At 69.1% G+C, this 24,819-nt stretch carries 21 protein-coding genes; 12 read left to right on the forward strand and 9 right to left on the reverse strand.

Annotated elements, in window-relative coordinates; genetic code table 11:
* Positions 1-22: 22 nt before the first annotated feature.
* The 3 genes from AP234_RS06785 to AP234_RS06795 are packed head-to-tail and all read right to left on the reverse strand — an operon-like array spanning position 23 to position 3,163.
* A complete protein-coding gene (locus AP234_RS06785) occupies positions 23-907 on the reverse strand; it encodes a sugar ABC transporter permease (protein ID WP_055478652.1) in 885 nt (294 codons plus the stop codon).
* Positions 901-1,863: a carbohydrate ABC transporter permease gene (locus AP234_RS06790; protein WP_055478653.1), complete on the reverse strand. Its 963-nt coding sequence runs from the start codon at positions 1,861-1,863 to the stop codon at positions 901-903. Before AP234_RS06790 ends, AP234_RS06785 begins: the two co-directional genes overlap by 7 nt.
* A 4-nt stretch (positions 1,864-1,867) precedes the next feature.
* Positions 1,868-3,163 (reverse strand): extracellular solute-binding protein, encoded by a 1,296-nt coding sequence (locus AP234_RS06795; protein ID WP_055478654.1) that lies wholly within the window; start codon positions 3,161-3,163, stop codon positions 1,868-1,870.
* Between the two features lie 301 nt (positions 3,164-3,464).
* Between AP234_RS06795 and AP234_RS06800 the strand changes: the two genes are divergently transcribed.
* On the forward strand, positions 3,465-4,742 hold the full coding sequence (locus AP234_RS06800; protein ID WP_055478655.1) for an ATP-binding cassette domain-containing protein: 1,278 nt from the start codon (positions 3,465-3,467) through the stop codon (positions 4,740-4,742).
* On the opposite strand, the gene AP234_RS06805 is transcribed toward AP234_RS06800, so the two are convergent.
* On the reverse strand, positions 4,702-5,361 hold the full coding sequence (locus AP234_RS06805) for an amino acid-binding protein (protein WP_055478866.1): 660 nt from the start codon (positions 5,359-5,361) through the stop codon (positions 4,702-4,704). The two genes, AP234_RS06800 and AP234_RS06805, sit on opposite strands and share 41 nt — an antisense overlap.
* A 253-nt stretch (positions 5,362-5,614) precedes the next feature.
* Between AP234_RS06805 and AP234_RS06810 the strand changes: the two genes are divergently transcribed.
* The 8 genes from AP234_RS06810 to AP234_RS06845 all read left to right on the forward strand — a co-directional run bounded on the left by AP234_RS06810 (position 5,615) and on the right by AP234_RS06845 (position 16,826).
* The gene (locus AP234_RS06810; protein ID WP_055478656.1) at positions 5,615-7,072 is read left to right on the forward strand and encodes a sensor histidine kinase; all 1,458 of its coding nucleotides are present in this window, start codon (positions 5,615-5,617) and stop codon (positions 7,070-7,072) included.
* Between the two features lie 145 nt (positions 7,073-7,217).
* Positions 7,218-8,771: a sulfatase family protein gene (locus AP234_RS06815; RefSeq protein ID WP_235557997.1), complete on the forward strand. Its 1,554-nt coding sequence runs from the start codon at positions 7,218-7,220 to the stop codon at positions 8,769-8,771.
* Between the two features lie 336 nt (positions 8,772-9,107).
* The gene (locus AP234_RS06820; protein ID WP_055478658.1) at positions 9,108-10,463 is read left to right on the forward strand and encodes an ABC transporter substrate-binding protein; all 1,356 of its coding nucleotides are present in this window, start codon (positions 9,108-9,110) and stop codon (positions 10,461-10,463) included.
* 84 nt (positions 10,464-10,547) lie between these two features.
* On the forward strand, positions 10,548-11,522 hold the full coding sequence (locus AP234_RS06825; RefSeq protein ID WP_055478659.1) for a carbohydrate ABC transporter permease: 975 nt from the start codon (positions 10,548-10,550) through the stop codon (positions 11,520-11,522).
* Positions 11,519-12,412 carry a carbohydrate ABC transporter permease gene (locus AP234_RS06830; protein ID WP_083501844.1) on the forward strand — a complete coding sequence of 298 codons (894 nt, stop codon included), beginning with the start codon at positions 11,519-11,521 and terminating at the stop codon, positions 12,410-12,412. The genes AP234_RS06825 and AP234_RS06830 overlap by 4 nt, the downstream gene beginning before the upstream one ends.
* Positions 12,413-12,453: 41 nt before the next feature.
* The gene (locus tag AP234_RS06835; RefSeq protein WP_055478660.1) at positions 12,454-13,845 is read left to right on the forward strand and encodes a GH1 family beta-glucosidase; all 1,392 of its coding nucleotides are present in this window, start codon (positions 12,454-12,456) and stop codon (positions 13,843-13,845) included.
* A 27-nt stretch (positions 13,846-13,872) separates the two neighbouring features.
* On the forward strand, positions 13,873-14,892 hold the full coding sequence (locus tag AP234_RS06840; RefSeq protein ID WP_055478661.1) for a LacI family DNA-binding transcriptional regulator: 1,020 nt from the start codon (positions 13,873-13,875) through the stop codon (positions 14,890-14,892).
* 98 nt (positions 14,893-14,990) lie between these two features.
* The gene (locus AP234_RS06845; protein ID WP_055478662.1) at positions 14,991-16,826 is read left to right on the forward strand and encodes a BTAD domain-containing putative transcriptional regulator; all 1,836 of its coding nucleotides are present in this window, start codon (positions 14,991-14,993) and stop codon (positions 16,824-16,826) included.
* 159 nt (positions 16,827-16,985) lie between these two features.
* Here AP234_RS06845 and AP234_RS06850 read toward each other — a convergent pair whose 3' ends face one another.
* From AP234_RS06850 to AP234_RS06870, 5 genes are all read right to left on the reverse strand, one after another.
* Positions 16,986-17,165, reverse strand: a complete 180-nt coding sequence (locus tag AP234_RS06850) for a hypothetical protein (protein ID WP_055478663.1) — start codon at positions 17,163-17,165, stop codon at positions 16,986-16,988.
* 192 nt (positions 17,166-17,357) lie between these two features.
* On the reverse strand, positions 17,358-17,834 hold the full coding sequence (locus tag AP234_RS06855; RefSeq protein WP_055478664.1) for a S26 family signal peptidase: 477 nt from the start codon (positions 17,832-17,834) through the stop codon (positions 17,358-17,360).
* A 103-nt stretch (positions 17,835-17,937) separates the two neighbouring features.
* Complete coding sequence (locus tag AP234_RS06860) at positions 17,938-19,803, reverse strand: ABC transporter ATP-binding protein (protein WP_235557998.1); 1,866 nt, start codon at positions 19,801-19,803, stop codon at positions 17,938-17,940.
* Positions 19,800-20,342, reverse strand: coding sequence for a TlpA disulfide reductase family protein (locus tag AP234_RS06865; RefSeq protein WP_055478665.1), 543 nt, complete (start codon positions 20,340-20,342; stop codon positions 19,800-19,802). Before AP234_RS06865 ends, AP234_RS06860 begins: the two co-directional genes overlap by 4 nt.
* 32 nt (positions 20,343-20,374) lie before the next feature.
* On the reverse strand, positions 20,375-20,620 hold the full coding sequence (locus AP234_RS06870; RefSeq protein ID WP_055478666.1) for a hypothetical protein: 246 nt from the start codon (positions 20,618-20,620) through the stop codon (positions 20,375-20,377).
* A 300-nt stretch (positions 20,621-20,920) separates the two neighbouring features.
* Here AP234_RS06870 and AP234_RS06875 point away from each other — a divergent pair, with 300 nt between their 5' ends.
* From AP234_RS06875 to AP234_RS06885, 3 genes are all read left to right on the forward strand, one after another.
* Positions 20,921-22,243, forward strand: a complete 1,323-nt coding sequence (locus tag AP234_RS06875) for a GH1 family beta-glucosidase (protein WP_055478667.1) — start codon at positions 20,921-20,923, stop codon at positions 22,241-22,243.
* Between the two features lie 576 nt (positions 22,244-22,819).
* The gene (locus AP234_RS06880; RefSeq protein WP_055478668.1) at positions 22,820-23,707 is read left to right on the forward strand and encodes an aldose 1-epimerase family protein; all 888 of its coding nucleotides are present in this window, start codon (positions 22,820-22,822) and stop codon (positions 23,705-23,707) included.
* Positions 23,708-23,746: 39 nt separating this feature from the next.
* On the forward strand, positions 23,747-24,754 hold the full coding sequence (locus AP234_RS06885) for a phosphotransferase family protein (RefSeq protein ID WP_055478669.1): 1,008 nt from the start codon (positions 23,747-23,749) through the stop codon (positions 24,752-24,754).
* Positions 24,755-24,819 lie beyond the last annotated feature (65 nt).

A 24,819-nucleotide genomic window follows, 5' to 3' on the forward strand; every position in this document is an offset into this window, starting at 1 on the left:
TCCCCCGATTCTCATGGTGATGTCATGCCTTCGCGGCCCCGGCGGTGAGGCCGGTGACCAGATGGCGCTGGACGAGCAGGAAGACGACGGCCGCCGGGATGGCGATCAGCACCGACGACGCCGTGAGCAGGCCCCACTCCGCCTTGTGCTGCCCGACGAACTGGCTGAGGCCGACGGCGAGCGTGTACTTGTCGTCGCCGGTCATGAACGCGGTCGCGTACGCGACCTCCGCCCAGGCGGTGAGGAACGAGTAGAAGGCGGCCACGGCCAGCCCCGGTTTGGCCAGCGGCAGGATGAGCCGCCAGAACGCGCCGAACGGCGTCAGCCCGTCCACCAGTCCCGCCTCGTCGATCGACACCGGCACCGTGTTGAAGTAACCCCGCATCATCCAGGCGCAGAACGGGACGGTCGAGGTGAGGTACGCGATGACGAGCGACGGAAGCCGGTTGATCAGCCCGAGCCCGGCCAGCAGGTTGTAGATCGGCACGATCAGGATGGCCACCGGGAACATCTGGGTGACCAGCAGCATCCACATGATCGACCGGTGGCCGGGAAACCGGAAGCGGCTCACGGCGTAGCCCGTGGTGGCCGACAGCAGCACGCCGATCACCGCGGTGAGCAGCGAGACGGCGATCGCGTTGGCGGCCCAGGTGAGGAACTTGGTGTCCCCGAGCACCTGCGCGTAGTTGTCCAGCGTCGGCTGTTCGAACGGCCGGACCGAGGCCGACTCGATGACCGTCCTGGGCTTGAGCGAGGTCAGCACCAGCCAGGCGACCGGGAAGACCGCGATCAGGCTCGCCGTGATCAGCGTGAGGTGCAGCGCGATCGACTTCAGCGGGCCGCGCTCGCCACGCGGCCGGGGCGTCCGCCGGGACCCCTGGACGACCTGGGAGGAGCCCGTCACCATGCCTCCCCCTGCCGGCCGAGCGCACGCCGGTAGACGACGGCCAGCACCGCGAGCAGGGCGAGGATCACCATGCCCCAGGCGGCCGAGCCCGAGTAGTCGCGGATGCCTTCGAACGCCTCCCGGAAGGCGTACGTGACGAGGATCTCCGTGGACCCGGCCGGCCCGCCCTTGGTGAGCAGGAAGATGACCGGGAACTGGTTGAACGTCCAGATCGTGCCGAGCAGCACCACGGTGCTCGACACCGGGCGCAGGCCGGGCAGCGTGATGTGGCGGAACCGCTGCCGGGGCGAGGCTCCGTCGACCTCGGCCGCCTCGTGCAGCTCGCGCGGGATGGCCTGCAGGCCGCCCAGCATGGCGAGCATCATGAACGGCACGCCCAGCCAGACGTTGCAGACGATCACCGAGACCTTCGCCCAGAAGGGGTCGTCGAGCCAGGCGATCCCGGCGAACCCGGCCGCCCGGAGCATGGCGTTGATCACGCCGAACTCGCCGTTGAGCAGGTAACGCCAGATGAACGCCGACACGAACGCCGGTACGGCCCAGGGCAGCACGAGCAGCACCCGGTAGACCGACCGCAGGCGCATCGGCCGGTTGAGCAGCAACGCCATGCCCAGCCCGATGCCCACGTGCAGGGCGACGCACACCGCCGTCCAGACGATGGTCCAGGTCAGGCGCCCGACGAACGTGGCCGAGGTGAGGATCTCCACGTAGTTGCGCAGCCCGATGAACTCGTACGTCGCGGGGATGACGTTCATCCCGATGGTGCGGCCCATGTTGGCCTCGGTCGCGTCGGTGAGCGACAGGTAAACGCCACGCAGCAGCGGGTAGCCGACCAGCACGAGCGTGACGATGACGACCGGGGCCGTCATCGCCCACGCGTACCAGTGCCGGGAAAGGGCACGCCGCACCGCACCCGGGGGCGCGGCCCGCCCAGCCGCGGCGGCATCGGTCGTCATCGGGTCACCGGCTCCAGCCCTTGAGGATGCCCTCGTAGGCGGTGGCCACGTCCTCCAGCATCGGCTCGGTGGTCGTCTGACCGCCGGCGAGCCTCTGGTAGCCCTCCACCAGCGGCTGGAACAGCGAGGCCGCCTCCGGGATCCACGGCCGCTCCACGGCCGACTCCATCGGCTTCTGCCACTGCGCGATCTTCGGGTTCGCGGTCGCTGCGGGCATGCCGTACGCCGGGGTGCGGGTGGGCAGCAGGCCCAGCTCTCCGGCGATCTTGGCCTGGCTCTCCGCCGAGGCCATGAACTGGACGAACAGATACGCAGCGGCGAGGTTCTTCGAGCCGGCGTAGACGGTGTAGTCGTGGCCGCCGACGGGGGCGCCCGATCGCACCGAGCCGGCCGGGACCGGGGCGACGCCGAAGTTGTCCGGGTCGTCCTTGAACACCTTGCCGCCGAGGTTGTCGGCGTTCGACCACGGGCCATTGAAGATCATCGCGACCTTGCCTTCCTTGAAGGCGGTCTCGGCGTTGGTGTAGCTGTCCTGCAGGGCGGGCTTGGCGGCCGCACCCGACTCGATCAGGTCTTCGACGATCTTGACGCCCGCGACGGACTGCGGCGACGAGATCGTGATCTTCTTGTTCTGCGCGTCGACGAGGTCTCCGCCCTCGCCGTAGATGAACGGCAGCAGGAAGTAGGCGTCGACGTTGAGCGCGATGCCGTCGGCGTCGGTCTTCGACTTGACGTCGAGCGCGGTCTGCTTCAGCTCGGCCATGGTGGCCGGCGGGGCGTCGTGGCCCGCCTTCTTCAGCAGCTCCTTGTTGTAGAGCAGGCCGATCGTGTCGGTGACCTGCGGCACGCCGTACGTCTTGCCGCCGAACCTGCCGCTGGCCGCCGGCGTGGGCAGGAACTCCTCCGGCCTGTCCACGGCCGGGGTGCCGTCGAGCGGCGCGAGGTAGCCGAGCGAGGCGAACTCCGCCACCCAGCCGACGTCGGTGCGCAGCACGTCGGGGGCGCCGGATCCGGACGGGGCGGCCGTCTTGAACTTGTCCCGGGCGTCGGCGAAGGGCACGTTGACGTAGGTCACGTTGATCTTCGGATACTTCGCGTGGAACTCCTCGACGAGCTCCTTGAACGCGGGGGCCTCGGTGGTCGCGTCCGAGGTGTCCCACCACGTGATCTCACCCGAGACCTCGGCGGGCGCCGCACTGGAGGCGGGAGCCGTACCGGTGCCGCCGTCACCGCCACCGCATGCCGCCACCGCCAGGGTCAGCGCCGCGGCGGTAGCCGCGGCCGTGATGACTCGCCGCATCTGGTTGCGCTCCTTGTTCGGGGGTTTACGTCGGAACGTACCGGCCGCCGAGCCGTGGTGAAAGACCTTGCAGAAAGTTTCCGCAAAGTCGTGACCTTCGGCCGGTCTCGGCCCAGCTGGCATCAAATCCGACAAACTACTTTTTATGGAGAAAGTGATTTAGTCACCTTGAAATAGCAGTAGTTGCCGGATTGTTCATTGGATGTATGGACATTCGTGGCCGAGACGCGATGTACTACCTCATCAATCACAACCGATGGCTGGGGATCCGGGCGCGGCGCCCGGGAGGAACGAGCTTTTGATGAGCACCGTCGTCCTCGACAACGTGACGAAGGTCTACCCGGGGGGATTTCTCGCGGTAGACCGCCTGAGCCTGCGCGCGGACGAGGGGGAGCTTCTCGTCCTGCTCGGGCCCTCGGGCTGCGGGAAGTCCACCCTGCTGCGCATGATCGCGGGGCTGGAGGAGATCACATCAGGCGATCTGTGGCTTTCCGGCCAACTCGCCAATGACTACGCACCTCGCGACCGCGATGTCGCGATGGTGTTCCAGAATGGGGCGCTCTATCCGCACCGATCCGTACGCGGGAACCTGTCCTTCCCGATGGAGATCGCCAAGACCGACCCGAACATGGTCCGCGAGCGGGTGGTGGAGCTGTCCCGCGCGCTGCACATCGAGGAGACCCTGGACCGCCGGCCGGGCACCCTGTCCGGCGGGCAGCGCCAGCGTGTCGCCATGGGCCGCGCGATCGTACGGCAGCCGTCCCTGTTCCTGATGGACGAGCCGCTGTCCAACCTCGACGCCGGCATGCGCACAGAACTGCGCATGGAGATCTCATCGCTGGTGCGTGCGCTCGGGGTCACCACGATCTACGTGACGCACGACCAGGTCGAGGCGCTGACCCTGGCCGACCGCATCGCGATCATGAATCGTGGCGTGCTGCAGGATGTCGGCACCCCCGCCCAGGTCTACAACGACCCGGCCACCGCCTTCACCGCCGCGTTCCTCAACTCACAGCAGCTCAACCTGCTCGCCGCCACCGTCCGGACGCCGCAGAACCAGTTCATCATGCTGGATTTCGGCCCGCACCAAATCACGATGCCATGGACCGATCCACGTGCGTACGCCGTTTCCCAGCACACCGGCGCGCAGATCATCGTGGGCATCCGGCCGGACGGGCTGACGCCGGTGCCCGAGCAGACGGAGGGGCCGAGCTTCTTCGGCCGGGTCCGCACCCTGGAATATCACGGCCACGAGTGGCTGGCCTACCTGGAGGCGGGCATCCCCGCCGTCACCGTGCCGGAACCGCCGGACCCCCGTCGCCACATGAACGGCGGCGCCGGGGCCAACGGCAAGACCCGCTCGATCATGCGCAGGCTCCTGGGGGGTGGCGGGAGCTCCGAGGAGGAGCACACCCCGCCGCCGGCGGGGTACGGCACGCACCGGCGGGCCGACCTGATCGTCCGGCTGGGCAACCGTCCCGTGTGGCGGGCCGGCGAGCACGGCCGGGTCGCCGTCGACGTCTCCCGTCTGATGCTGTTCACCCAGAGCGGCGCCCGGATAGACCCGCCGCGCCGGTAGCGTGCTCCCGGCCGGCGGCCGATCGGGCCAGGGCGCAGACGATGCCCGTCAACCTGGCGATCTTGTCGAGCTCGGCCTGGTGGAACGGCGGCCCCTGTGACCGGGCCACGACCAGGTGCGTCCCGTCCATCGGCACGCACGCCAGGTGCAGTCCGTCCCTGGTCATGGCGGAGGCGCGCAGCGGGGTCAGGTCCGCGGCCGGCACGTCCTCGGGCGCCTGCCAGCTCCCGTGCAGCACCGCGCCGCTCCCGGAGTCGACCGCGACCGCCCACTCGGCGCTCACCACGTCGGGCATCGCGTCGACCAGCGTGACGATCGCCCGTTCCGGTTCGCCCGCGATGTGGCCGAGCAGGTCGTAGTCGGGGCTCGTGCCGGGGGCCTCCCGTGTCGGCCACACCCCGTCGACCCGGGCGCCGGGGACCACGCAGATCCGGTCACGCAGCTCGCCGGGCTCGAACAGGCCGGGCCAGAAGACGGTGAAGTCGTCCACGGCGCGCCCGGCCCGCCGTTCCAGCACGGTGACCTGCAGAATGTCGGCGCCCATCACCCCGAAGGCCCGGGCCACCTGCCCCAGCACTCCGGGGCGGTCCGGGAGCGAGACCCGCAGCCGCAGCAACATGCCCACCACCTGCCTTCCTACCGGGGCCGACACCAACAGTCTCCGACACGGGTCGCGCCGCCGTTACGGCGGTGGGCCGGGCATGGGTCGACATCGGAGCGCGCGTACGAGACACCGCCGATCCATGCATGCTCCTTCCGCAAGTTTCAGAAAGAGCGGGCAAACATCCACTTGGTCCCACTTTGAATAACTTTGGCCTCGAATTTTCGCTGTCGCGAAGTTTCCACGAGATGACCATCAGTAGCCTCGGGACATGTCCCTCCCCTGGCCGCGCGTACCGTCCCTCAGGGCACGTCTGACGCTGATCGCCACAGCCGCCGCCGCGCTCGTCCTCATCCCGGTGGCGATCATCGCGGACATCGTCCTGCGGCACGGCATCGCCGACCGGATCTGGGACGACAGCCTGTCGACCGCGAGCCGGATCGCCGCGGAGGTCCAGGTGGGGCGGCTGCCCGACCCGCTGCCGACGAGCGGGAACGGCATCGACCTCATCGAGGTGGTCACCTCGGACGGGCGGATCATGGCGGCCAGCGCACCGGCCAGGGAGCTGCGCCGGCTCAGCCCCTTACGTCCCGCCCCCCACACGCGGGTCAGCCGGGCCACCTCGTGTTCGCTGCCGCACGGCGAGTGCCTCTACGTGACCGCGGTCAAGGTCTCCCCCGAGCCGGACTCCGCCGTGGTGTACGCGGGCCGGGCCACCCCGGCCGTTCTCGGCACCCGGCTGCCGGAGCTGGGGCTCCTGCTCGCGTGCCTGCTGCTCTGCGGCGGGGTGGCATCGATCGCCTGGCTGGTCGCCGGACGTGCCCTGCGCCCCGTCGAGGCGATCCGGTCGGAGCTCGGGGAGGTCGCGCCGTCAAACCCCGGCTGCCGGGTGCCGGAACCCCCCGGTGACGACGAGATCGCCAGGCTCGCCAGGACCGCCAACGACGCGCTGTCCCGGCTGGAGCGGTCGATCCAGCAGCAGCGGCAGTTCGCCGCCGACGCCTCGCACGAGCTGCGCACGCCCATAGCGGGGATCCGCGCCCAGCTGGAGTGCGCCCGCCTGCATCCGGAGGACACCGAGGAGGCCGTCGAGGCGGCCCTGCGCGACACGGGCAGGCTCGAGGCGATCGTGACGGACCTGCTCCTGCTGGCGCGGCTCGGCACCGCCCCGCCCACCGTGCGCGAGTTCCTCGACCTCGGGGAACTGCTCACCGCCGAGATCCGCTCCCGCCCGGACCGGGTGCCGACACACCTCCAGGCCGCGCCGGGCGTGACGGTCAAAGGGCTGCGCCCGCAGCTTTCCCGGGTGGTGACCAACCTGCTCGACAACGCCGAGCGGCACGCGGCGACGCGGGTGCACGCCGAGGTCGGCCGGGTCCGCGACGAAACCGGTGAGCACGCCGTGCTGTCGGTGTTCAACGACGGCGAGCCCATCCCGCAGGGGGACTGCGACCGGATCTTCGAACGGTTCTACCGGCGCGACACCGCCAGGAGCAGGACCCACGGCGGGACCGGGCTCGGCCTCGCCATCGCCCGCGAGGTCGTGGAGTCGCACGGCGGCACGATTCACGTCGAGTGCGAGGACGCGGGCGTCCGGTTCGTCGTCAGGCTGCCGCTGTCGCCCGACCCCGCGGCGGAAACGGCACCCGATCCGGCGCCCGAGGCGGCGCCCGATCCGGCCTCCGGCGCCGCGTACGGCGCCGCGGTCTCCGACTCGGCCTCCCGCTGAGGGCGGGCGGGGCACGAGGCCGCCGCGGAGGACGTGAGCAGGGCTGGCGTTTCGCACGCCTTTCGTGCGATTTGTTCACTTTTTGCGTCGAAGCAGTTACGCTCTGTGTGTTTCCGCTGTCCAGCGTGCGGTTACGATCCCTGCCGTGCCGTTCACAAAGAGAGCCCTGTTCCTCAAGAGGGCAGCGGTCCGCATGAGAGCGCTGTTCCCCAAGAGGGCGGCGATCGCGAGGGGGCGCGGGAGATGGCCGACCCGGCTGGCCGCCGCACTCACCCTGTGCCTCGCACTCTCCGGCATCGCCCACGGAGAGCCCTCACGCGCGCAACCCGCCACGCCCCATCGGCCGAACATCGTGTTCATCCTGGTGGACGATCTGGACGCCATGGATCTCAGCCGGTTTCCCAACATCTGGAACCTGCTGGTCCGTCAGGGGGCGACGTTCTCCCGCTTCTTCGCCACCAACCCCTGGTGCTGCCCCTCCCGATCGTCGATCCTGCGGTCACAGTACATGCACAGCCACCATGTGGTGAGCAACCGGCCGCCGACCGGCGGCTTTCCCAAGTTCCGGCCGCTGGAGGCCTCCACGGTCGGCACATGGCTGCACGACGCCGGCTACCGCACCGCCCTGCTGGGCAAGTACCTCAACAACTATCCGACCGGCGCGAGCTGGTCGTACGTCCCGCGGGGCTGGGACGAGTGGGCGGTCCCCGTCACCAGGCTCTATCAGGAGTACGGCTACGCGCTCAACGAGAACGGGACCATCCGGCAGTACGGCCACGCGGCCGAGGACTACCTCGAGGACGTGCTGAGCACGAAGGCGAGCGCGTTCGCCACCTCGACCACCGGGCCGTTCTTCCTCTACCTGGCCCCGGTCGCGCCGCACCTGCCCGCCAATTACGCCCCCAGGCACGCCGACGCGTTCAGCGACGAGATCGCGCCCAGGACCGCGTCGTTCGACCAGGCGGACACCTCGGCCGAGCCGCTGTGGCTCAGAAAGCACGCGCCGCTGTCGGCGAAGGACGTGCGCAGGATCGACCGGGTGCACCGGAACCGGCTGCGCGCCATGCTGGGCGTCGACGACATGGTGGGCGCCCTGGTCTCCACCCTGGCCGAGACCGGCCGCCTGGACGACACCTACATCTTCTTCACCTCCGACAACGGCTTCCATCTGGGCCAGCATCGGCTGCGCCCGGGCAAGACGACGCCCTTCGAAGAGGACATCCGCATCCCCCTCGTGGTCAGGGGCCCGGGCATCGTCCCCGGCAGCAGGATCGGCGCGCTGGCCTCAACGGTCGACCTCGCGCCCACGTTCGCCGAAATCGCCGGGACCGTGGCGCCCGCGTTCGCCGAGGGCCGCTCGCTCGCCCCGCTCCTGCACGGCCGTGCGGTGCCCTGGCGCGACGCCGTGCTCGTGGAGTTCGCCCACGCCGACTACTCGCCGAAGACCCCGCCCGACTACGGCGTCCTGCGCACCGACCACTACAGCTACGTGGAGTACGCCACGGGTGAGCGACAACTCTACGACCTGAGCAGCGATCCCGCGCAGATGCACAACCTCGCCGCGACGGCCGATCCCTTCCTGCTGGCCACCCTATCGGCGCGATTGGCGATGCTGCGCGCCTGCGTCGGCATCACCTGCCGGGTCGCCGACTCGGCGAGCGCGACCGGCGGGCGCGCACCGCCGGCGCAGGTCCCGTGATCGGTGCGTCCGCCTCGGATGGCCACCGCCCGGAGGGGCGGTGGCCATTCCCACGTTTCTACCCATATGACCATGGGAGCGCTCCCAGGCGAAGTTCATCCGGTTCTATCCCTTTTCGGGGCTCTAACCCCCCGCGGAGTAACAGTTAGGTTTCAGCGTATTGACGCCTGAGGGCCCAATAGAGGACTCTTCGTGGGAGCGCTCCCAACCCTGGATTCGCAACGGGCACGGCAGCGCCGAGCAGCAGTTACAGATCACGGGCCGTCAGCTCGGGGACCGGCCTGAGACACAACCCTCCCAATGAGACTTCGGGATACCACCTGAGAGGGGTCCGCAATGATTGGCAACTCGCGTCGCGGCAGGATGCTCGCGATCGCCGCGGCGTCCGCGCTCGCCCTGAGCGTCATCAGCGCCTGCAGCACCGACGACGGCGGCAGCAGCAGCACTCCGTCGGACGGCGGGTCCTCGGCCGCCGCAGAGAAGGTCACGATCACGCTCCAGACGTTCGGCGGCGGCAAGAACTTCGGCTTCAAGGAGGCCGTCGACAAGTGGAACGCCGAGCACACCGACATCCAGATCAAATATGACAACCTGACCGACCAGTTCGAGCAGACCTACTGGCCGCAGATGATCCAGTGGCTGCAGTCCGGCGCCGGCGCGGGCGACGTGGTCGGCATCGAGGAAGGCGGCATGGGCCTCGCCAAGGCGCACCCCGAGTGGTGGGCCGACCTCGGCGAGTTCGGCCTGAACAACCACCAGGCGGACTTCCCCGCCTGGAAGTGGGAGAACGGCGTCACCGTCGACGGCAAGCTGTTCGCGCTCGGCACCGACGTCGGCGGCATGAGCCTGTGCTACCGCAAGGACCTGTTCGAGAAGGCCGGCCTGCCCTCCGACCGCGAGGAGGTCGGCAAGCTCTGGCCCACCTGGGACGACTTCGTCAAGGTCGGCCACCAGTTCCAGGCCAAGGTCAAGGACACCAAGTTCGTCGACGGCACCAACACGCTCTACAACGTGGTCCTGGTGCAGGAGGCCGCCAAGAACGGCAACGTCGCCTACTTCGACAAGGACAACAAGCTGATCGTCGACTCGAACCCGGCGGTCAAGACGGCCTACGACTTCGCCGAGAAGATCAGCAAGGAGGGACTCACCGCCAAGCTGCGCAACTTCACCGACGAGTGGAAGACCGGCATGAAGAAGTCGCAGTTCGCCACCCTCGGCTGCCCGGCCTGGATGCTCGGCGTGGTCAGCGGCGACGACGCGGCCGGTCCGGAGTTCGCCGGTAAGTGGGACGTCGCGGCGGTGCCCGGCGGCGGCGGCAACTGGGGCGGCTCCTGGCTCGCGGTGCCCAAGCAGTCCAAGCACCCGAAGGAGGCCGCCCAGGTCCTCGAGTACCTGACCGGCAAGGAAGGCCAGGTGAGCGTCTTCAACTACTCCGGCAACCTGCCGAGCAACGTCCAGGCCCAGCAGGACCCGGCCGTCCAGGGCGCGAAGAACGAGTACTTCAACGACGCCCCGGTCGGTGACATCTTCGTCAAGTCGGCCGGCGCGCTCCAGCCGGTCTTCCTCGGTGTGAAGCACGCCCAGGTGAAGAACGCGGTGGAGTCGGTGGTCTCGGCCATCGACGACGGCTCCGTGCCGTACGCCGAGGGCTGGAAGCGGCTCGTCGACGACGCCGTGAAGGCCGCGGGCTGACCCTCGCCCGCCAGGTGAACACCGGCCCGCCGCAGCGGCACCCCGCCGGCGGGCCGGTCGCCTGCTTTCACTGAAAGGTAATCCATGAGCCTGCACGTCGACGCCGGCCAACCCACCCGGGCGCCGGTTCCCCCCGGCAGGAGGCACGTCCGGCGGAATTCGCCCCGGTCCTTCCGGACCTGGCTGGACCTCAAGGCCGCGCCGTACCTCCTGGTCTCGCCGTACTATCTGCTCTTCCTGCTCTTCGGGCTGTTCCCCCTCGGCTTCACCCTCTACTACTCCTTCTACAAGTACGACCTCACCGGCACGGTCGAGTGGACCGGCCTGGGCAACTACACCGCGATGCTCGCCGACTCCGCCTTCTGGAAGGCGGTCGTCAACACGCTGGGCATGTTCGTCATCGCGACGGTCCCGCAGATGCTGCTGGCGCTACTGCTCGCCAACGCGCTGAACAAGCGGTTCAGGGGCCAGCTGCTGGTCCGGATGGGCGTCCTGCTCCCCCTGGTCACCTCGGTGGTCGCGGTGGCGGTCGTCTTCACCCAGCTCTACGGCCGGGACTGGGGTGTGATCAACTGGATCCTCAGCTGGTTCGGGGTCGACCCCATCGACTGGAAGGCCCAGCGCATCCCCTCCTGGCTCGCCATCGCCACGATGGTCGACTGGCGGTGGACCGGCTACAACGCGATCATCTTCCTCGCCGGCATGCAGACGATCCCCAAGGACCTCTACGAGGCGGCCTCGATCGACGGCGCGTCCCGGCGGCGTCAGTTCTGGCAGATCACCGTGCCGATGCTCCGGCCGACCATGATCTTCGTGGTGCTGAACTCGACGATCGGCGGTCTCACGCTGTTCGCCGAGCCGACCACGTTCTACAACGGCAACGTCCACGGCGGCACCGACAGCCAGTTCCAGACCGTCTCGATGTTCATCTTCGAAGAGGGCTTCCGCGAGTTCGACTACGGCTATGCCTCGGCCGCCGCCTGGCTGCTGTTCCTGCTCATCCTCATCGGATCACTGATCAACTTCCTGCTCATCCGCCGGATCGGGGGCAACAAGTGACCACGCTCTCCGCGCCCGCCGGCACGCGGCGGCGCCGCACCAAGGCGTCCGGAGGAGCCGCCGGCATCTGGGCCGCAACTCCGTTCACGAAGATCGTGCTCGCCATCACGATCGTCATCTCGGCTTTCCCGCTCTACTGGATGATCATCATCGCCTCGCGCTCCAACCGGGAGGCCACCGACATCCCGCCGCCGTTCCTGCCCGGCGGCAATCTCGGCGAGAACATCCAGCGCGTGCTGTCCAACCCGGACGCGCACTACCTGACCGGTCTGACCAACTCCCTGATCATCGCCGTCACGGTGACCGCCTCCGTGGTGATGATCTCGACGTTCGCCGGTTTCGCGTTCGCCAGGCTCCGCTTCAAGGGTGGCAAGATCCTGCTGCTGCTGGTCCTGGTGACCATGATGGTGCCGCTGCAGCAGATGGGCATCGTGCCCCTCTACCGGGTGATGGTCAGCCTCGAGTGGGTCGGCACGATCAAGGCCGTGATCATGCCGTACCTGCTCAACGGCTTCGGCGTCTTCCTCATGACGCAGTACACCGACCAGGCCGTGCCGAACGAGCTGGTGGAGGCCGCCCGGGTGGACGGCGCGTCCACGATGCGGATCTGGTGGAACGTCATCCTGCCCGCCGTACGGCCGGGCATGGCGGTGCTCGGCATCAACACGTTCATGCTGACCTGGAACGACTTCATGTGGCCGCTGCTCGTGCTGACGCCGGACAACCCGACCGTCCAGGTCGCCATCAACTCGCTCAACGCGAAGTACGGCACGGACTACGTGCTGATCTTCAGCGGCACGCTGATGTCGATCATCCCGCTCATCGTCGTTTTCATCGCGTTCGGCCGACAGATCATCGGCGGACTCATGGAAGGTGCAGTCAAAGCGTGACCACGCAAGGCACACGACCCGAGACCCAGCCCTCAGGCCTGATGTTCCCTACCGGGTTCGTCTGGGGAGCCGCCACGTCCGCCTACCAGATCGAGGGATCGATCTCGGCGGACGGGCGGGGGGTCTCGATCTGGGACACCTTCTGCCGCCAGGACGGCCGGATCGTGGGCGGCGACCACGCCGAGGTCGCGATCGACCACTACAACCGGTACGCCGAGGACGTCCGGCTGATGGCCGATCTCGGGCTGACCGCCTACCGGTTCTCCGTCTCGTGGCCGCGGATCCAGCCCCTCGGCTCGGGGGCGTACAACACCAAGGGCCTCGACTTCTACAAGCGGCTGGTCGACGAGTTGCTCAGCTACGGCATCGACCCCTGGCTGACCCTCTACCACTGGGATCTGCCCCAGGCGTTGGAGGACGCCGGGGGGTGGCCGGCACGCGACACGTCGAAGCGCTTCGCCGACTTCGCCGCCGCCGTGCACGCCGAGCTCGGCGACCGCGTGCGGAACTGGAGCACGGTCAACGAGCCGTGGTGCGCGGCCTTCCTCGGGTACGCCTCCGGAGAGCACGCCCCCGGGCGGCGTGAGCCGGCCGCGGCGATCCGCGCCGCGCACCACCTCAACCTCGCCCACGGCCTGGCCGCACAGGCGATGCGCGCGCAGAACGCGGACTCGCAGATCGGCGGGTGCGTGAACCTGTACGCGATCTCCCCGGCCACCGACAGCGAGGAGGACGCGGACGCGGCACGGCGCATCGACGGCCTGCAGAACCGCTTCTTCCTGGACGCGCTGCTGAAGGGCGAATACCCCGAGGACGTGCTGAAGGACCTCGGCGCCGTCACCGACCTCGATTTCATCGAGGACGGCGACCTGGCGACGATCGCCGCGCCCCTCGACATGCTGCTGATCAACTACTACAGCCGCTTCACCGTGTCCGGGGCTCCCGGCGGTGCGCAGTCGGCGTCGGCGGCGCCGACGGACTCCGGCTCGCCCTGGGTGGGCAGCGAGCATGTCGGGTTCGTCAACGGTGGCCGGCCGGTCACCGGGATGGGCTGGGAGATCGACGGCTCGGGGCTGCGCGAGGTGCTCGACCGGCTCGTCGCCGAATACCCGCGACTCCCGCTCTACATCTCAGAGAACGGCGCGGCCTTCGACGACGTGGTCGCGGAGGACGGCACGATCCACGACCCCGAGCGGGCCGCGTACATCGACACGCACCTGCGGGTCTGCCACGACGCCATCGAGGCGGGCATCCCGCTGCGGGGCTACTTCGCCTGGTCGCTGATGGACAACTTCGAGTGGGCCTGGGGGTACGGCAAGCGCTTCGGCCTGGTTTATGTGGACTACGAGACGCAGATCAGGACAATGAAGTCGAGCGCCCTCTGGTACGCCGACACCATCCGGCACGGCGGGCTGCTGGGTCCGGCAGAATAAGCGCAGATAGGACGAGGGGGCAACCAGATGAACGGTGACCGCCGTTCGGGAGGGCGACCGACGCTGGAGGCGGTCGCCGCCCGCGCCGGGGTCGGCCGCGGCACGGTGTCGCGTGTGATCAACGGGTCACCGAAGGTCAGTGACAAAGCCCGAGACGCCGTGATGCAGGCCATCCAGGAGCTCGGCTACGTGCCCAACCGGGCGGCGCGAACCCTGGTCACCAACCGGACGGACACCATCGCGCTGGTGGTGTCCGAGTCCGAACAGCGGGTCTTCGACGAGCCGTACTTCGCCGGGGTCATCCGCGGCATCGGCTCGGCGCTCGCGGAGACCGGTCTGCAGCTCATCCTGACGATGGCGCAGAACCGACGCGAGCACGACCGGCTGGAGCACTATCTGACCGGCCAGCACGTGGACGGCGTCCTGCTGACCTCGGTCCACGGCGCCGATCCCCTGCCGGGGCGGCTGGAGAAGATGGGCGTGCCGACCGTGCTGGGCGGCCGTCCTGTCGGGCTGAACCCGTACAGCTATGTCGACATGGACAACCGGGCGGGCGCGCGGCAGGCGGTCAAGTATCTGATCTCCAAGGGCCGCGGCCGCATCGCCACGATCGCCGGTCCCCAGGACATGGGGGTGGGTGTCGACCGTCTCGCGGGATATCGCGACGCCCTGCTCGCCACCGGCATGACCGAGCGCGTCGCGTACGGAGACTTCTCCGAGGAGAGCGGCGAGGCGGCGATGCACGAACTGCTGGAGCGGCATCCGGACCTGGACGCCGTGTTCACGGCATCCGACCCGATGGCGATGGGCGCGCTCCACGTGCTCAGGGAGCGGGGCATGCGGGTGCCCGACGACGTCGCGCTCATCGGCTTCGAGGATTCCAAGGTGGCGCTGCACACCGATCCGCCGCTCACCAGCGTGCACCAGCCGACCGAGGCGATGGGCAGGCAGATGGTGCAACTGCTGATCGCCCGGATCAACGGTGAGCCGCTGGAGCAGCCGGTCGTGATCCTCGACACGCACCTGGTGATCCGCGCCTCCGCTTGACGGGGCCACCGTAGGGACTGCGGCGCTCCCCACGCGCCGACCCGCTCGACGGCAGAACCTGTGCCGACCTCGATTTCCTTCCGGAACGCGGAGGTCCGATGAGTCTGCGGTTCAGCATTCTCGGCCCGGTTCAGGTGCGGCGAAACGGTAAGAAGGTGCCGCTCGGCCCTCCCAAGCAGCGGGCTCTGTTGACCGCCCTACTGCTGGAGGCCAACCACACCGTGTCCTTGGACCGGCTGGTGGAGGCCGTGTGGGACGCGAATCCGCCACGTTCCGCCGTGGCCAACCTCCGCACCTACGCGAATCGGCTGCGCGACAGCCTGAGCACGCCCGAGTTGCTGATCGCCCGCCCACCCGGCTACCTGCTCTCCGTCGGCCCCGGCGAGCTCGATCTCACCGAGTTCGCCGAGGCCGTACGGCGGGGCCGGGAAGCGCTGTCCGGCGGCGACGCGGCGGCGGCGCTCCGGCACCTGACGGCCGCGCTGTCCTGGTGGCGGGGCGCGCCGGCCGAGGACGTACCCAGATCCTCGGCGCTGGGGCCGCGGCTGGACGCCATCGGCGAGCAACGCTTACTCGCCCTGGAGACACTGGCCGAGGCCCGTCTCGCCCTGGGCGAGCGCGCGGAGGTCATCGCCGATCTCCGCGAGACCCTCGCGGTGCACCCCACGAGGGAACGACTCTGGGGACACCTCATGCTCGCGCTGTACCGGACCGGTGACGCGGCGGCGGCCCTCGGCGCGTACGGCAGGGCACGGGCCGCACTCGGCGAGGAACTGGGCGTCGCGCCGGGCCCCGAGCTGGCCACCCTCCACCAGGCGATCCTGCTGCGTGACCCGGCGCTCGGCGAGCCTCCGAGGTTCGCCGGGGGCCCCTCCCCGGTGGAGTCCGAACCGGCCGGCGCGTCCCAGCCGTCCCGTCCGGTGCCACCGTCGTGGGCGCTGCCCGCGCCGCCGGCCCGGTTCGTGGGGCGCGACGCGGAGCTGAAGGATCTGGTCGCGGCGATCACCTCGGCGGCGCCTCCGTGGCGGACCATCGCCGTCCACGGTCCGGCGGGCACGGGCAAGTCCGCGCTGGCGATCCACGCGGCTCGTGCCGCGGCCGACACGTTTCCCGACGGCGTTCTCTACGTCGACCTGAGATCGTGCGCCCGGTCGGGCGCGTACGAGACCCTGACCAGGCTGCTCGCCATCCTCGGCATGTGCGGCGGGGACGTTCCGACCGGTGAGAGCGAGGTGGTCCAGCGATTCGTCGCGGTGACGACGGGACGACGCTTCCTGGTCCTGCTCGACAATGTCACCGACGAACGGCAGGTGCGCCCGCTTCTCAACACCGCCCGCGAGTGCCAGGTGCTGATCACCAGTCGCAGGGTGCTCGGGGCGCTTGATCACGTCGAACACGTATCCCTGGGTCCGTTGGAGCACTCATCGGCATGCGAGCTGCTGGCACGGCTCTGCGGACGGGAACGTTCCCGCCGAGAACCCGACCAGGTGGGCCGGGTGGCGCGGCTGTGCGAGCATCTCCCGCTGGCGCTGCGCATCGCCGGCAAGAGGCTGGACGTCCGGCGAGAATGGTCGCTCGCGACCTTCGCCGACATGCTGGAGAATGAGCGGCAGCGGCTCGATCTACTAACGTGCGGCGATCTCTCCGTGCGCGCCGCCTTCCATCCTGACTATGAGGTCCTGCTCCGCGGGCAGGGCCCGTCGGATGAGAACGCGGTGAAGCTCTTCCACCGCCTGGGCACCGAGGGGATCGCCGACTGTGGCACGGCCGAGGCCTCGCGCCTGCTGAGCTGCGACCTCCATACCGCGTCCGCGGCGCTCGGCCGACTCGCCGATCTCCGACTGGTCGAGCCGATCTCTGAGGATCTGTATCGGATGAACGATCTCACCCGACTGTACGCCATGGAAACGGCGAATTCCGTGATCAGCAAATGAGCGGATTTCCATACGGCGCTGAGCCCGGCGGTGCTGCGCGACCAGCCCGGACAAAGGCGCAGGGCGATTTCGGTGAGGATTCGCCGAGAACGCAACCCGGAGAATCGAAAGGCGGGACGCCCCCGAGGACCGGGGGCGTCCCGCCGCATGTCTCGACCGTCAGCAGGTGTACTGCCAGGGGCCGCACAACTTGCCGTTGGGGACTCCGCCACCCCAGCAGCAGTACCGGACCAAGCAGGTACCGCTGCCCTCGGTACCGCACTCGCTGGCAGCCGCCTTGGTCTCGGGGACGAACCGGGCGAGCATGCGGTCGGCCAGACGCTGGATACCTCTCGTCATCAAACCTCCTCGATGAGATTTCCTGGTGACAAATTACTAAGGGCGGGGATAGCCGGCATACGAATCCGATACACGTCGCCCTGTATCCCCCGTACGACGGCCACTTCCCCGCAGCTGCGATTACCGATGGCGCGCCGAATAGCGATCGGGAAGTAAAGAATTTCGGAATCGTCATTAGCGGGATTGTCGCCGCTACGGTCGTCTCGCGATTACGGAGGGTCCGGGCGGGAGGCGCCGGGCCACGACAGCGATCAACCGATGGTCGGGGAGGAATCCCCACTGGCGTGAGTCGGCGCTGTGATCCGGGTTGTCGCCGAGCACGAGAACGTGTCCGGGCGGCACCGGTCCCTCCCCCAACCCTTCGAACACCGAGGGAACCGCGTCGCCGGGCAGTGCCGCCACCCGCTTGATCACCTGCAGGGGACCGCCGTCCAACAGGAACCCGTCGCCAGGCCCGATCCGAGTGATGACCACGATCTGGCCACGTTCGATGGTTCCGCCCGGCCCGGTGCGCCTCCGGGCGAGAAGCCGATCCCCCGACCGTAGAGCGGGCTCCATGCTCCGCCCTTCGACCTCGATGACCATGAAGGCCCGCCGTACCAGGACCAGCCCGGCCGCGGCCGCCGCGCCGAGCACGACGACCAGGCCCGCGACCGTGAGCGCGATCAATACGGGCTCCCTGCCGTCCGGTCCGTCCGGTAGGGCACGGGAGAGCGGTCGGGCAACGGCGGGCCGAGCGTTTTCGCTGTGGGAGGCGACCAGGCCATTGCGTTCACCCCGGGATCCGCTCGGGATGGTATCCCTGCGCCTGCATGGAGAACAGTCGCGCGTACAAGCCCTGGGACGCCATCAGCGTCGCGTGCGTGCCTTCCTCCACGATCCGGCCCTCGTCCAGTACGACGATGTGGTCGGCGTCGCGAACCGCCCCCAGCCGATGTGAGATCAGCACGTTGGTGCGGCCTCTCCGATGCTCACGCAGCCCCGTGTGAATCTCATGCTCGGCCTCCGCATCCAGACCGGAGCTGGGCTCGTCCAGGATCAGCAGGTCACGCTCGCCGCGCAGATACGCCCGGGCCAGCGCTAATCGCTGCCACTGACCGCCGGACAGGTGCATCCCGGAATCGCCGTCCTGATCCCCCTCCCCGACCGTGAAGAAGATCCGCGACAGCAGCGTGTCGTATCCCCGGGGCAGCCCGGCGACCAGGCTGTGCGCCCCAGCCCGGCGAGCCGCCGCCTCGATCCGGCCTCGGTCGTCCAACGCGGTGAGATCGCCCAGACCGATGTTCTCGGCCACGGTCATGTCGTACTCCATGTAGTCCTGGAAGACCGCGCCGATCCGGCCGCGCAACTGCCCCGGGTCCATATCGCGCAGATCCACACCGTCCCAGAGCACCGCGCCACGTTCCGGGTCGTACATCCGGCAGAGCAGCTTGACCAATGTGCTTTTGCCTGCCCCGTTCTTGCCGACGAGGGCGATCGCCGTACCGTGGGGGATGGTGAGGCTGACCCCACGCAGCGCCCATGGATGATCGGGCGAGTAGCGGAACCACACGTCCCGCAACTCGATGCCGCCGGACAGTGGCTTCACGTCAACGGGCACGGTCCGGACGGTCAGGTCGGGCCCGGCGCGCAGCACCGCGAGATAATGATCGAACAAAAGCAGCTGCCGGTGCGCGACGGCGAGTTCTGCGACGAGCCCGCCGAGCGCGGACTGGACGCCCGCCACGGCGGCGACGAACAGCGAGATGTCGCCGACACCGAGGTGGCCGTGGACGGCTGAGATCAGGACCCAGACCAGGCCGACGCCGGCGGAGAAAGCGCTGACAAAGCCGCAGCCGGCCTGCACCCACAGCTCTCGCCGATCCATCCGGCGCCGTTCGGCGTTCGCGATGCGGCGTTGCCGATTCACGATCTCCCTCAGGTAAGAGGCGATCCCGAACAGCCGCAGTTCCTTCGCCGCTCGCACGTTGAGCAGCAGGTCGGCGAAGAACACTTCGCGGCGTTCCACCGGACCGATCCGCCAGAGCATCGCCGCCCGCCGCCGGGACAGCCACAGCTCGGCCATCAGCGAAGGAACCGCCGAGCCGATGACGGCCAGCGCCATCCACGGCATCGTCACCAGGAGAGACACCAGGAGAGACACCAGGAATCCGGCGCCGAGCACCGCGGCTTTCATGATGCCCAGCACGGCGGAGACGACCATGCCGGGCGTGGCACCGCCGTACTGCTGGGCCATCCGGATCCGATCCAGGAACGGGGGATCCTCGAACCTGGCCAGGCCGACGAAACGTTCCGTCGCCCGGAAGAGGCGATCCTGCGCGACCAGCCCCACCCTGCGGCCCGTCTCCGCCTTGAGGTACTCGATGGCCTGCGGCACGAGTGCGACGATCACACCGCATCCGGCCATGGCGAGGCCGAGGCCCGCCAGGGCGGCCACCGTGGCGTCCGCGCCCGCGATCTGGTCGAGCGCCGACTTCGTCAACCATGCGAGGGTCACCGGTACGGCCGCCGCGACCACGCTGAGAACGGCGAAACCGACGGTGTGCCAACCGGCTGCCCGACACGCCATGCCGAGCGCGATGACGGCTCCGCGTGCGACCGTGCGGGTATCGGCGTGCGGGGTCGTCCGGCCGCTCACCTGGACGCCGGGGCACTGTCGAGATCTTCGAGGAGGGCGCCGCTGGCCAGCACTCTCGCGTCACCGTCCATCAGTGCGAACGACGGGAAGCCCGTGACACGGAACGCCCGGCTGACCTCGCCCCCGTGCTCTTCGAGCGCTACTCGCGCCACCGGCCGAAGCCGTCGCAGGTAGTCGGCCGCCTCGTTCTCCGGTCCGACCACGACGGCGAGCACGTGATCGCGTCCACCCGGGAAGTCCCGCGCACGTTCGACGAAGAGCGGCAGGCGTTCTACACACGCCGAACACCCGGGAGAGAAGAAACCGAGCAGGGTCGGGTCCGCGAGCGCGGTGTCCGACAACCGCACGCCGTCCACGGTGACGGTCGAGAACGGCTGAGCCTTCTCCCCCTCCGGAAGCATCGGCTCGGGCCGGGGGCCGGTCCGCGTGGCGAGCAGTTCGCCGTGCACGCGCAACCTGCGGATCACTCCGAGAGTGAGCAGCAGGTCGAGCAGGCACAGGACGCCGACCACGACGACGAGGGCGATCAGGAACGGCATGGGCGGGACCTCCGGTGAGGACGAAGTTCCGGTCAGGACGAAGCCGAGAAGAGGTCGGCGATGCCGACGGACGGCACCGTCAGCGGGGTGAGCAGCGCCGCGACGGCGATCGCGACCGCCGGCCCCGCCTGATCGGGGCCCGCCGCGGGGACTCCGCCGATGGCCGGCACGGCGCCGGCCGCCGGGCGTACGCCGCCCGGCTCCGGATCTTGCTCACCGCCGAGATGAGGAATGCCGGCCCCCATCGACGGTCGGCGGCCGACAAGGACGTAGGACATGAAGGCGCACCTCGGCGACGTTCGGGGCGGGTGTGCTCCGCAGACGCTAACCAAGGCATGGCGGCAACCGGCTATACGTCGGATACACGCGCACATGTATGTCCGCCGGCCAGGGCGGTTTCTTGGGCCTCCGCTGGGATTGACAGCCATCACAGAGCCATTTAGGCTCCTCGTGGGAGCGCTCCCACGACACGTGCGCGACGAGACGGCACCTCGATCGGAAGAGCGTTCCCCTATGACGGCCTGCGACGCGGCGTTCGAGCGCCCGGAAGAATTGCTAAGTGAGATTGGGATGACGCGATGAACTCTCCGGCGCGATTTCCGGACGGATTCGTCTGGGGAGCCGCCACCGCGGCCTACCAGATCGAGGGTGCCACCACCGAGGACGGACGGGGGGCGTCGATCTGGGACACCTTCTCGGCGACGCCCGGCAACGTCCGCGACGGCGACACCGGGGAACCGGCGGCCGATCACTACCACCGCTACCGCGAGGATCTCGACCTGATCGCGGAGCTCGGTCTCGGCAGCTACCGGTTCTCGATCGCCTGGCCGCGGATCCAGCCCACGGGCACGGGCCGGCCGAACCAGAAGGGCCTCGACTTCTACCGGCGGCTGGTGGACGGCCTGGCCGAGCGCGGGGTCAGCCCGATGGCGACGCTGTTCCACTGGGATCTCCCCCAGGAGCTGCAGGACCGGGGCGGCTGGGAGAACCGGGACACCGCCGCCCGGTTCGCCGACTACGCCGAGATCGTGTTCGACGCCCTGGACATCGGCGACTGGCTCACGATCAACGAGCCCAAGACCATCGTGCAGAGCGGCTACCAGTTCGGCGACCACGCGCCGGGGGTCCGCGACGAGGCCCGCGCGTTCGTCGCCTGCCACCACCTGCTGCTCGCCCACGGCCTCGCCGCACAGGTGCTGCACGACCGCCACCCCGGGCGGCGGATCGGCCCGGCGCTGAACCTGCATCCCACCTATCCGGCCGACGACACGCCGGAGGCGGCGCGGGCGGCCCGGCACGCCGACGGGCTGGAGAACCGGCTCTACCTCGACCCGATCTTCAAGGGCCACTACCCGGAGGACACGCTGCGGTGGATCTCCGAACGCGGCCCGATGCGCGACCACATCCTGGAGGGCGATCTCGCGACGATCAGCACGCCCATCGACCTGCTCGGCGTGCAGTACTACACGCCGCACTTCGTCGACGGCGACGGCGAGCGGGTCTTCAAGCACCCCACGGCGCAGGCCGAGTGGCTGGAGATCTATCCCGAGGGCCTCTACGACGTCGTGACCCGGCTCACGCGGGACTATCCGCGGGTGCCGCTGGTCATCACCGAGAACGGGCTGCCCACCCTCGACGAGCCGGGCCCCGACGGGCGGGTACGCGACGAGGGGCGCATCGCCTTCCTGCGGGACCACCTCGCGGCGCTGCACCGCGCCGTGGAGGAGGGCGCCCGGGTGGAGGGCTACCACGTGTGGTCGCTGCTCGACAATTTCGAGTGGGCCCAGGGGTACAGCCAGCGCTTCGGCATCGTCTACGTGGACTACGCGACCCAGAAGCGGATCCCCAAGGACAGCGCGCTCTGGTACCGCGACGTCGTGAAGACCGGCGAGCTCCGCTAGGCGTGTTCTCGCGGCGGCCGGCCCATCCGGCCGGCCGGTGCCCGCCCCACCCCTGCCGTGATCTTGCAGTTACTGGCATACTCATCCGCCGACCTGCCGCTTCCCGTTCGTGATCTTGCAGAAACTCGCACCGATCGGCCCTGACCAGGACGAACAGCCTCACTGATCTTGCAGTGCAAGATCACGTACGGCGAAGCCCCTGGCAGGCCGGCCGTACGAGAAGTTTCTACAAGATCACGAACGGCGGAGCCGCAGGTGAAGCACTGAGGCTGCGAGCAACTACAAGATCACGGCTATGGGTGGTTGGGGGTGAAATTTTCATTTTTATGGGCATATGGACCTGTCGATGAGGTTCGTTGCCCGTCCCCCTTGATTATGAGGATTTGGCCGCTCCCAAGGCGTCTAGCCGCAATTCCGGGAATTAGTTGACCGTCCAGCCGTAAGGCGTTAACTTGGCGTGTCGTGGGAGCGCTCCCACAGCATGGTCCCCGCCTTGGATCCATGGCGGAGAGCTGGACTAAAGTCCCGTGCGTACTTGACCTGATTCATGACGTCTGTCAGTGAGAGGACTCCCCCGTGCCCGATCACACCATCCTCGGCGGCGGTTACCACGCCACGATCAGCGAGCGGGGCGGAGCCCTGCGCGCGCTGCGCCACGGCAGCCGCGACCTGGTGACGAGCTGGCCGCCGGACGGCCCGATCCCCTACTACAGCGGCACCGTGCTCGCGCCCTGGCCGAACCGGGTCGTCGGCGGCACGTACGTCTTCGGGGGCCGCCGTCACGTCCTGCCGGTGAACGAGCCCGATCGGGGCCACGCGCTGCACGGCCTGGTCTCCGACCGGGTGTGGGAGTGCGCCGAGGTGTTCTCGGCCGAGGACGACCACGGCTTCGTACGGCTGACGCACATGATCGAGCCGACGGCGGGCTACCCCTTCAAGATCGCGCTGGAGGTGCTGCACTCCGTCGCGGCCGACGGCCTCACCACGACGCTCACGGCGCAGAACGTGGGCGACGCCCCCGCGCCGTACGGCTGCGCCCCGCACCCCTGGCTGCTGGCCGGCCCCGACGTACGGGAGTACGAGCTGGAGCTGCCGATCGAGCGCATGCTGATCACCGACGAGTCGCTCGCCCCGGTCACGCTGAAGGACGTGGCCGGGACGCCGTACGACTTCAGGGCCTCGCGGGCGCTCGGTGACACGGCGATCGACAACGCCTTCACCTCGATCGGCGCCGGCCGGGTGCGGGTGCGCGGCCCCGAGGGCGGGGTGGAGATCACCTGGGATCCCGCCGTGATGCCGTGGGTCCAGGTCTGCACCGGCACCTACCTCGACCACCGGGGGCTGGCCGTGGAACCGATGACGTGCCCGCCGGACGCGTTCAACTCCGAGGCCGATCTGGTCGTGCTGAACCCGGGCGACAAGCACGAGGCCTCATGGACCATCGCGATCTTCGACGACAACTGATCTCTCCGAACCCCACTCCGAGGCACGGGACACCGAATAATGCAGAGCAGGACGAAAAGGCCGCTGTCCACCCATGAGCTCGACGCGCTCGCCCGCGACGGGCTGGGCGCCGGCGTGGTGTCGGTCACAGAACTGGCCGGCGGCATGGCCAACGCGGTGTGGCTGCTCGGTCTCGACGACGGACGGCAGGTCGTGCTCAAGGCCGGGTCGCCGCCCGGACTGCGCCTGCTGACCTACGAGCACCACCTGCTGCGCACCGAGGCCATGGTCTATCACCTGGTCGCCGGGAAGGGGCTGCCGATGCCGGCGCTGCTGCACGCCGGGTTCGACGATCCGGCGCTCGGCGGCGGCGACTACCTCATCCTGTCCGCGCTGAACGGGGTGCCCTGGAACCAGGTCTCGCTCACCCCGGAGGAGGAGGGCGCGCTGCGGTTCGAGCTGGGCCGTCACCTCGCCCGCCTCCACGAGGTCTCCGGCACGGGCGTGTTCGGCTATCCGTACGCCGGCCTGACCGGGCACACCTGGCGGGACGCCTTCCTCGTCATGATGGGGGCGCTGCTGGACGACGCGGTCCACTTCGGCACACCGCTGCCCGCGACGATCGTGGAGATCGCCGGCCTGGTCCACACGAACTCCGACGTCCTCGACGAGGTCGTCACGCCGTCGCTGGTCCACTTCGACGTGTGGCCGGGGAACGTGTTCCTGACCGAGGACAGACGCGTGGAGGGCCTGATCGACCACGAGCGGGCCTTCTGGGGCGACCCGCTGGCCGACTTCATCACCCCCACGATCTTCGGCGAGCTGCGCGAGGGCGATCCGCTGCTGGCGGGCTACCGCGAGGCCGGCGGCGAGATCGCCCTGACGCCGCAGGCGCGGACCCGGCTCGCCCTCTACCGCGTCTACCTCTACCTGATCCACCTGGTGGAGCAGGGACCCCGGCAGTATCCCGAGGAGCACTTCGGCACGATCCGCGACCTCGCCACCCGCTCGCTGTCCGGCTCCCTGGAGGTCCTGCGCGCCCGCCGCATCGCGGGCGTCCGCGTCTGAATCCGGCCACCTCCGGGGAAAGGATGCCGTTCGGGTATCGCCGCTCGCGGGTGCGTGTGCGATGA

The organism is Sphaerimonospora mesophila (assembly GCF_001417795.1).
In the GTDB taxonomy this organism is placed as follows: domain Bacteria; phylum Actinomycetota; class Actinomycetes; order Streptosporangiales; family Streptosporangiaceae; genus Sphaerimonospora; species Sphaerimonospora mesophila.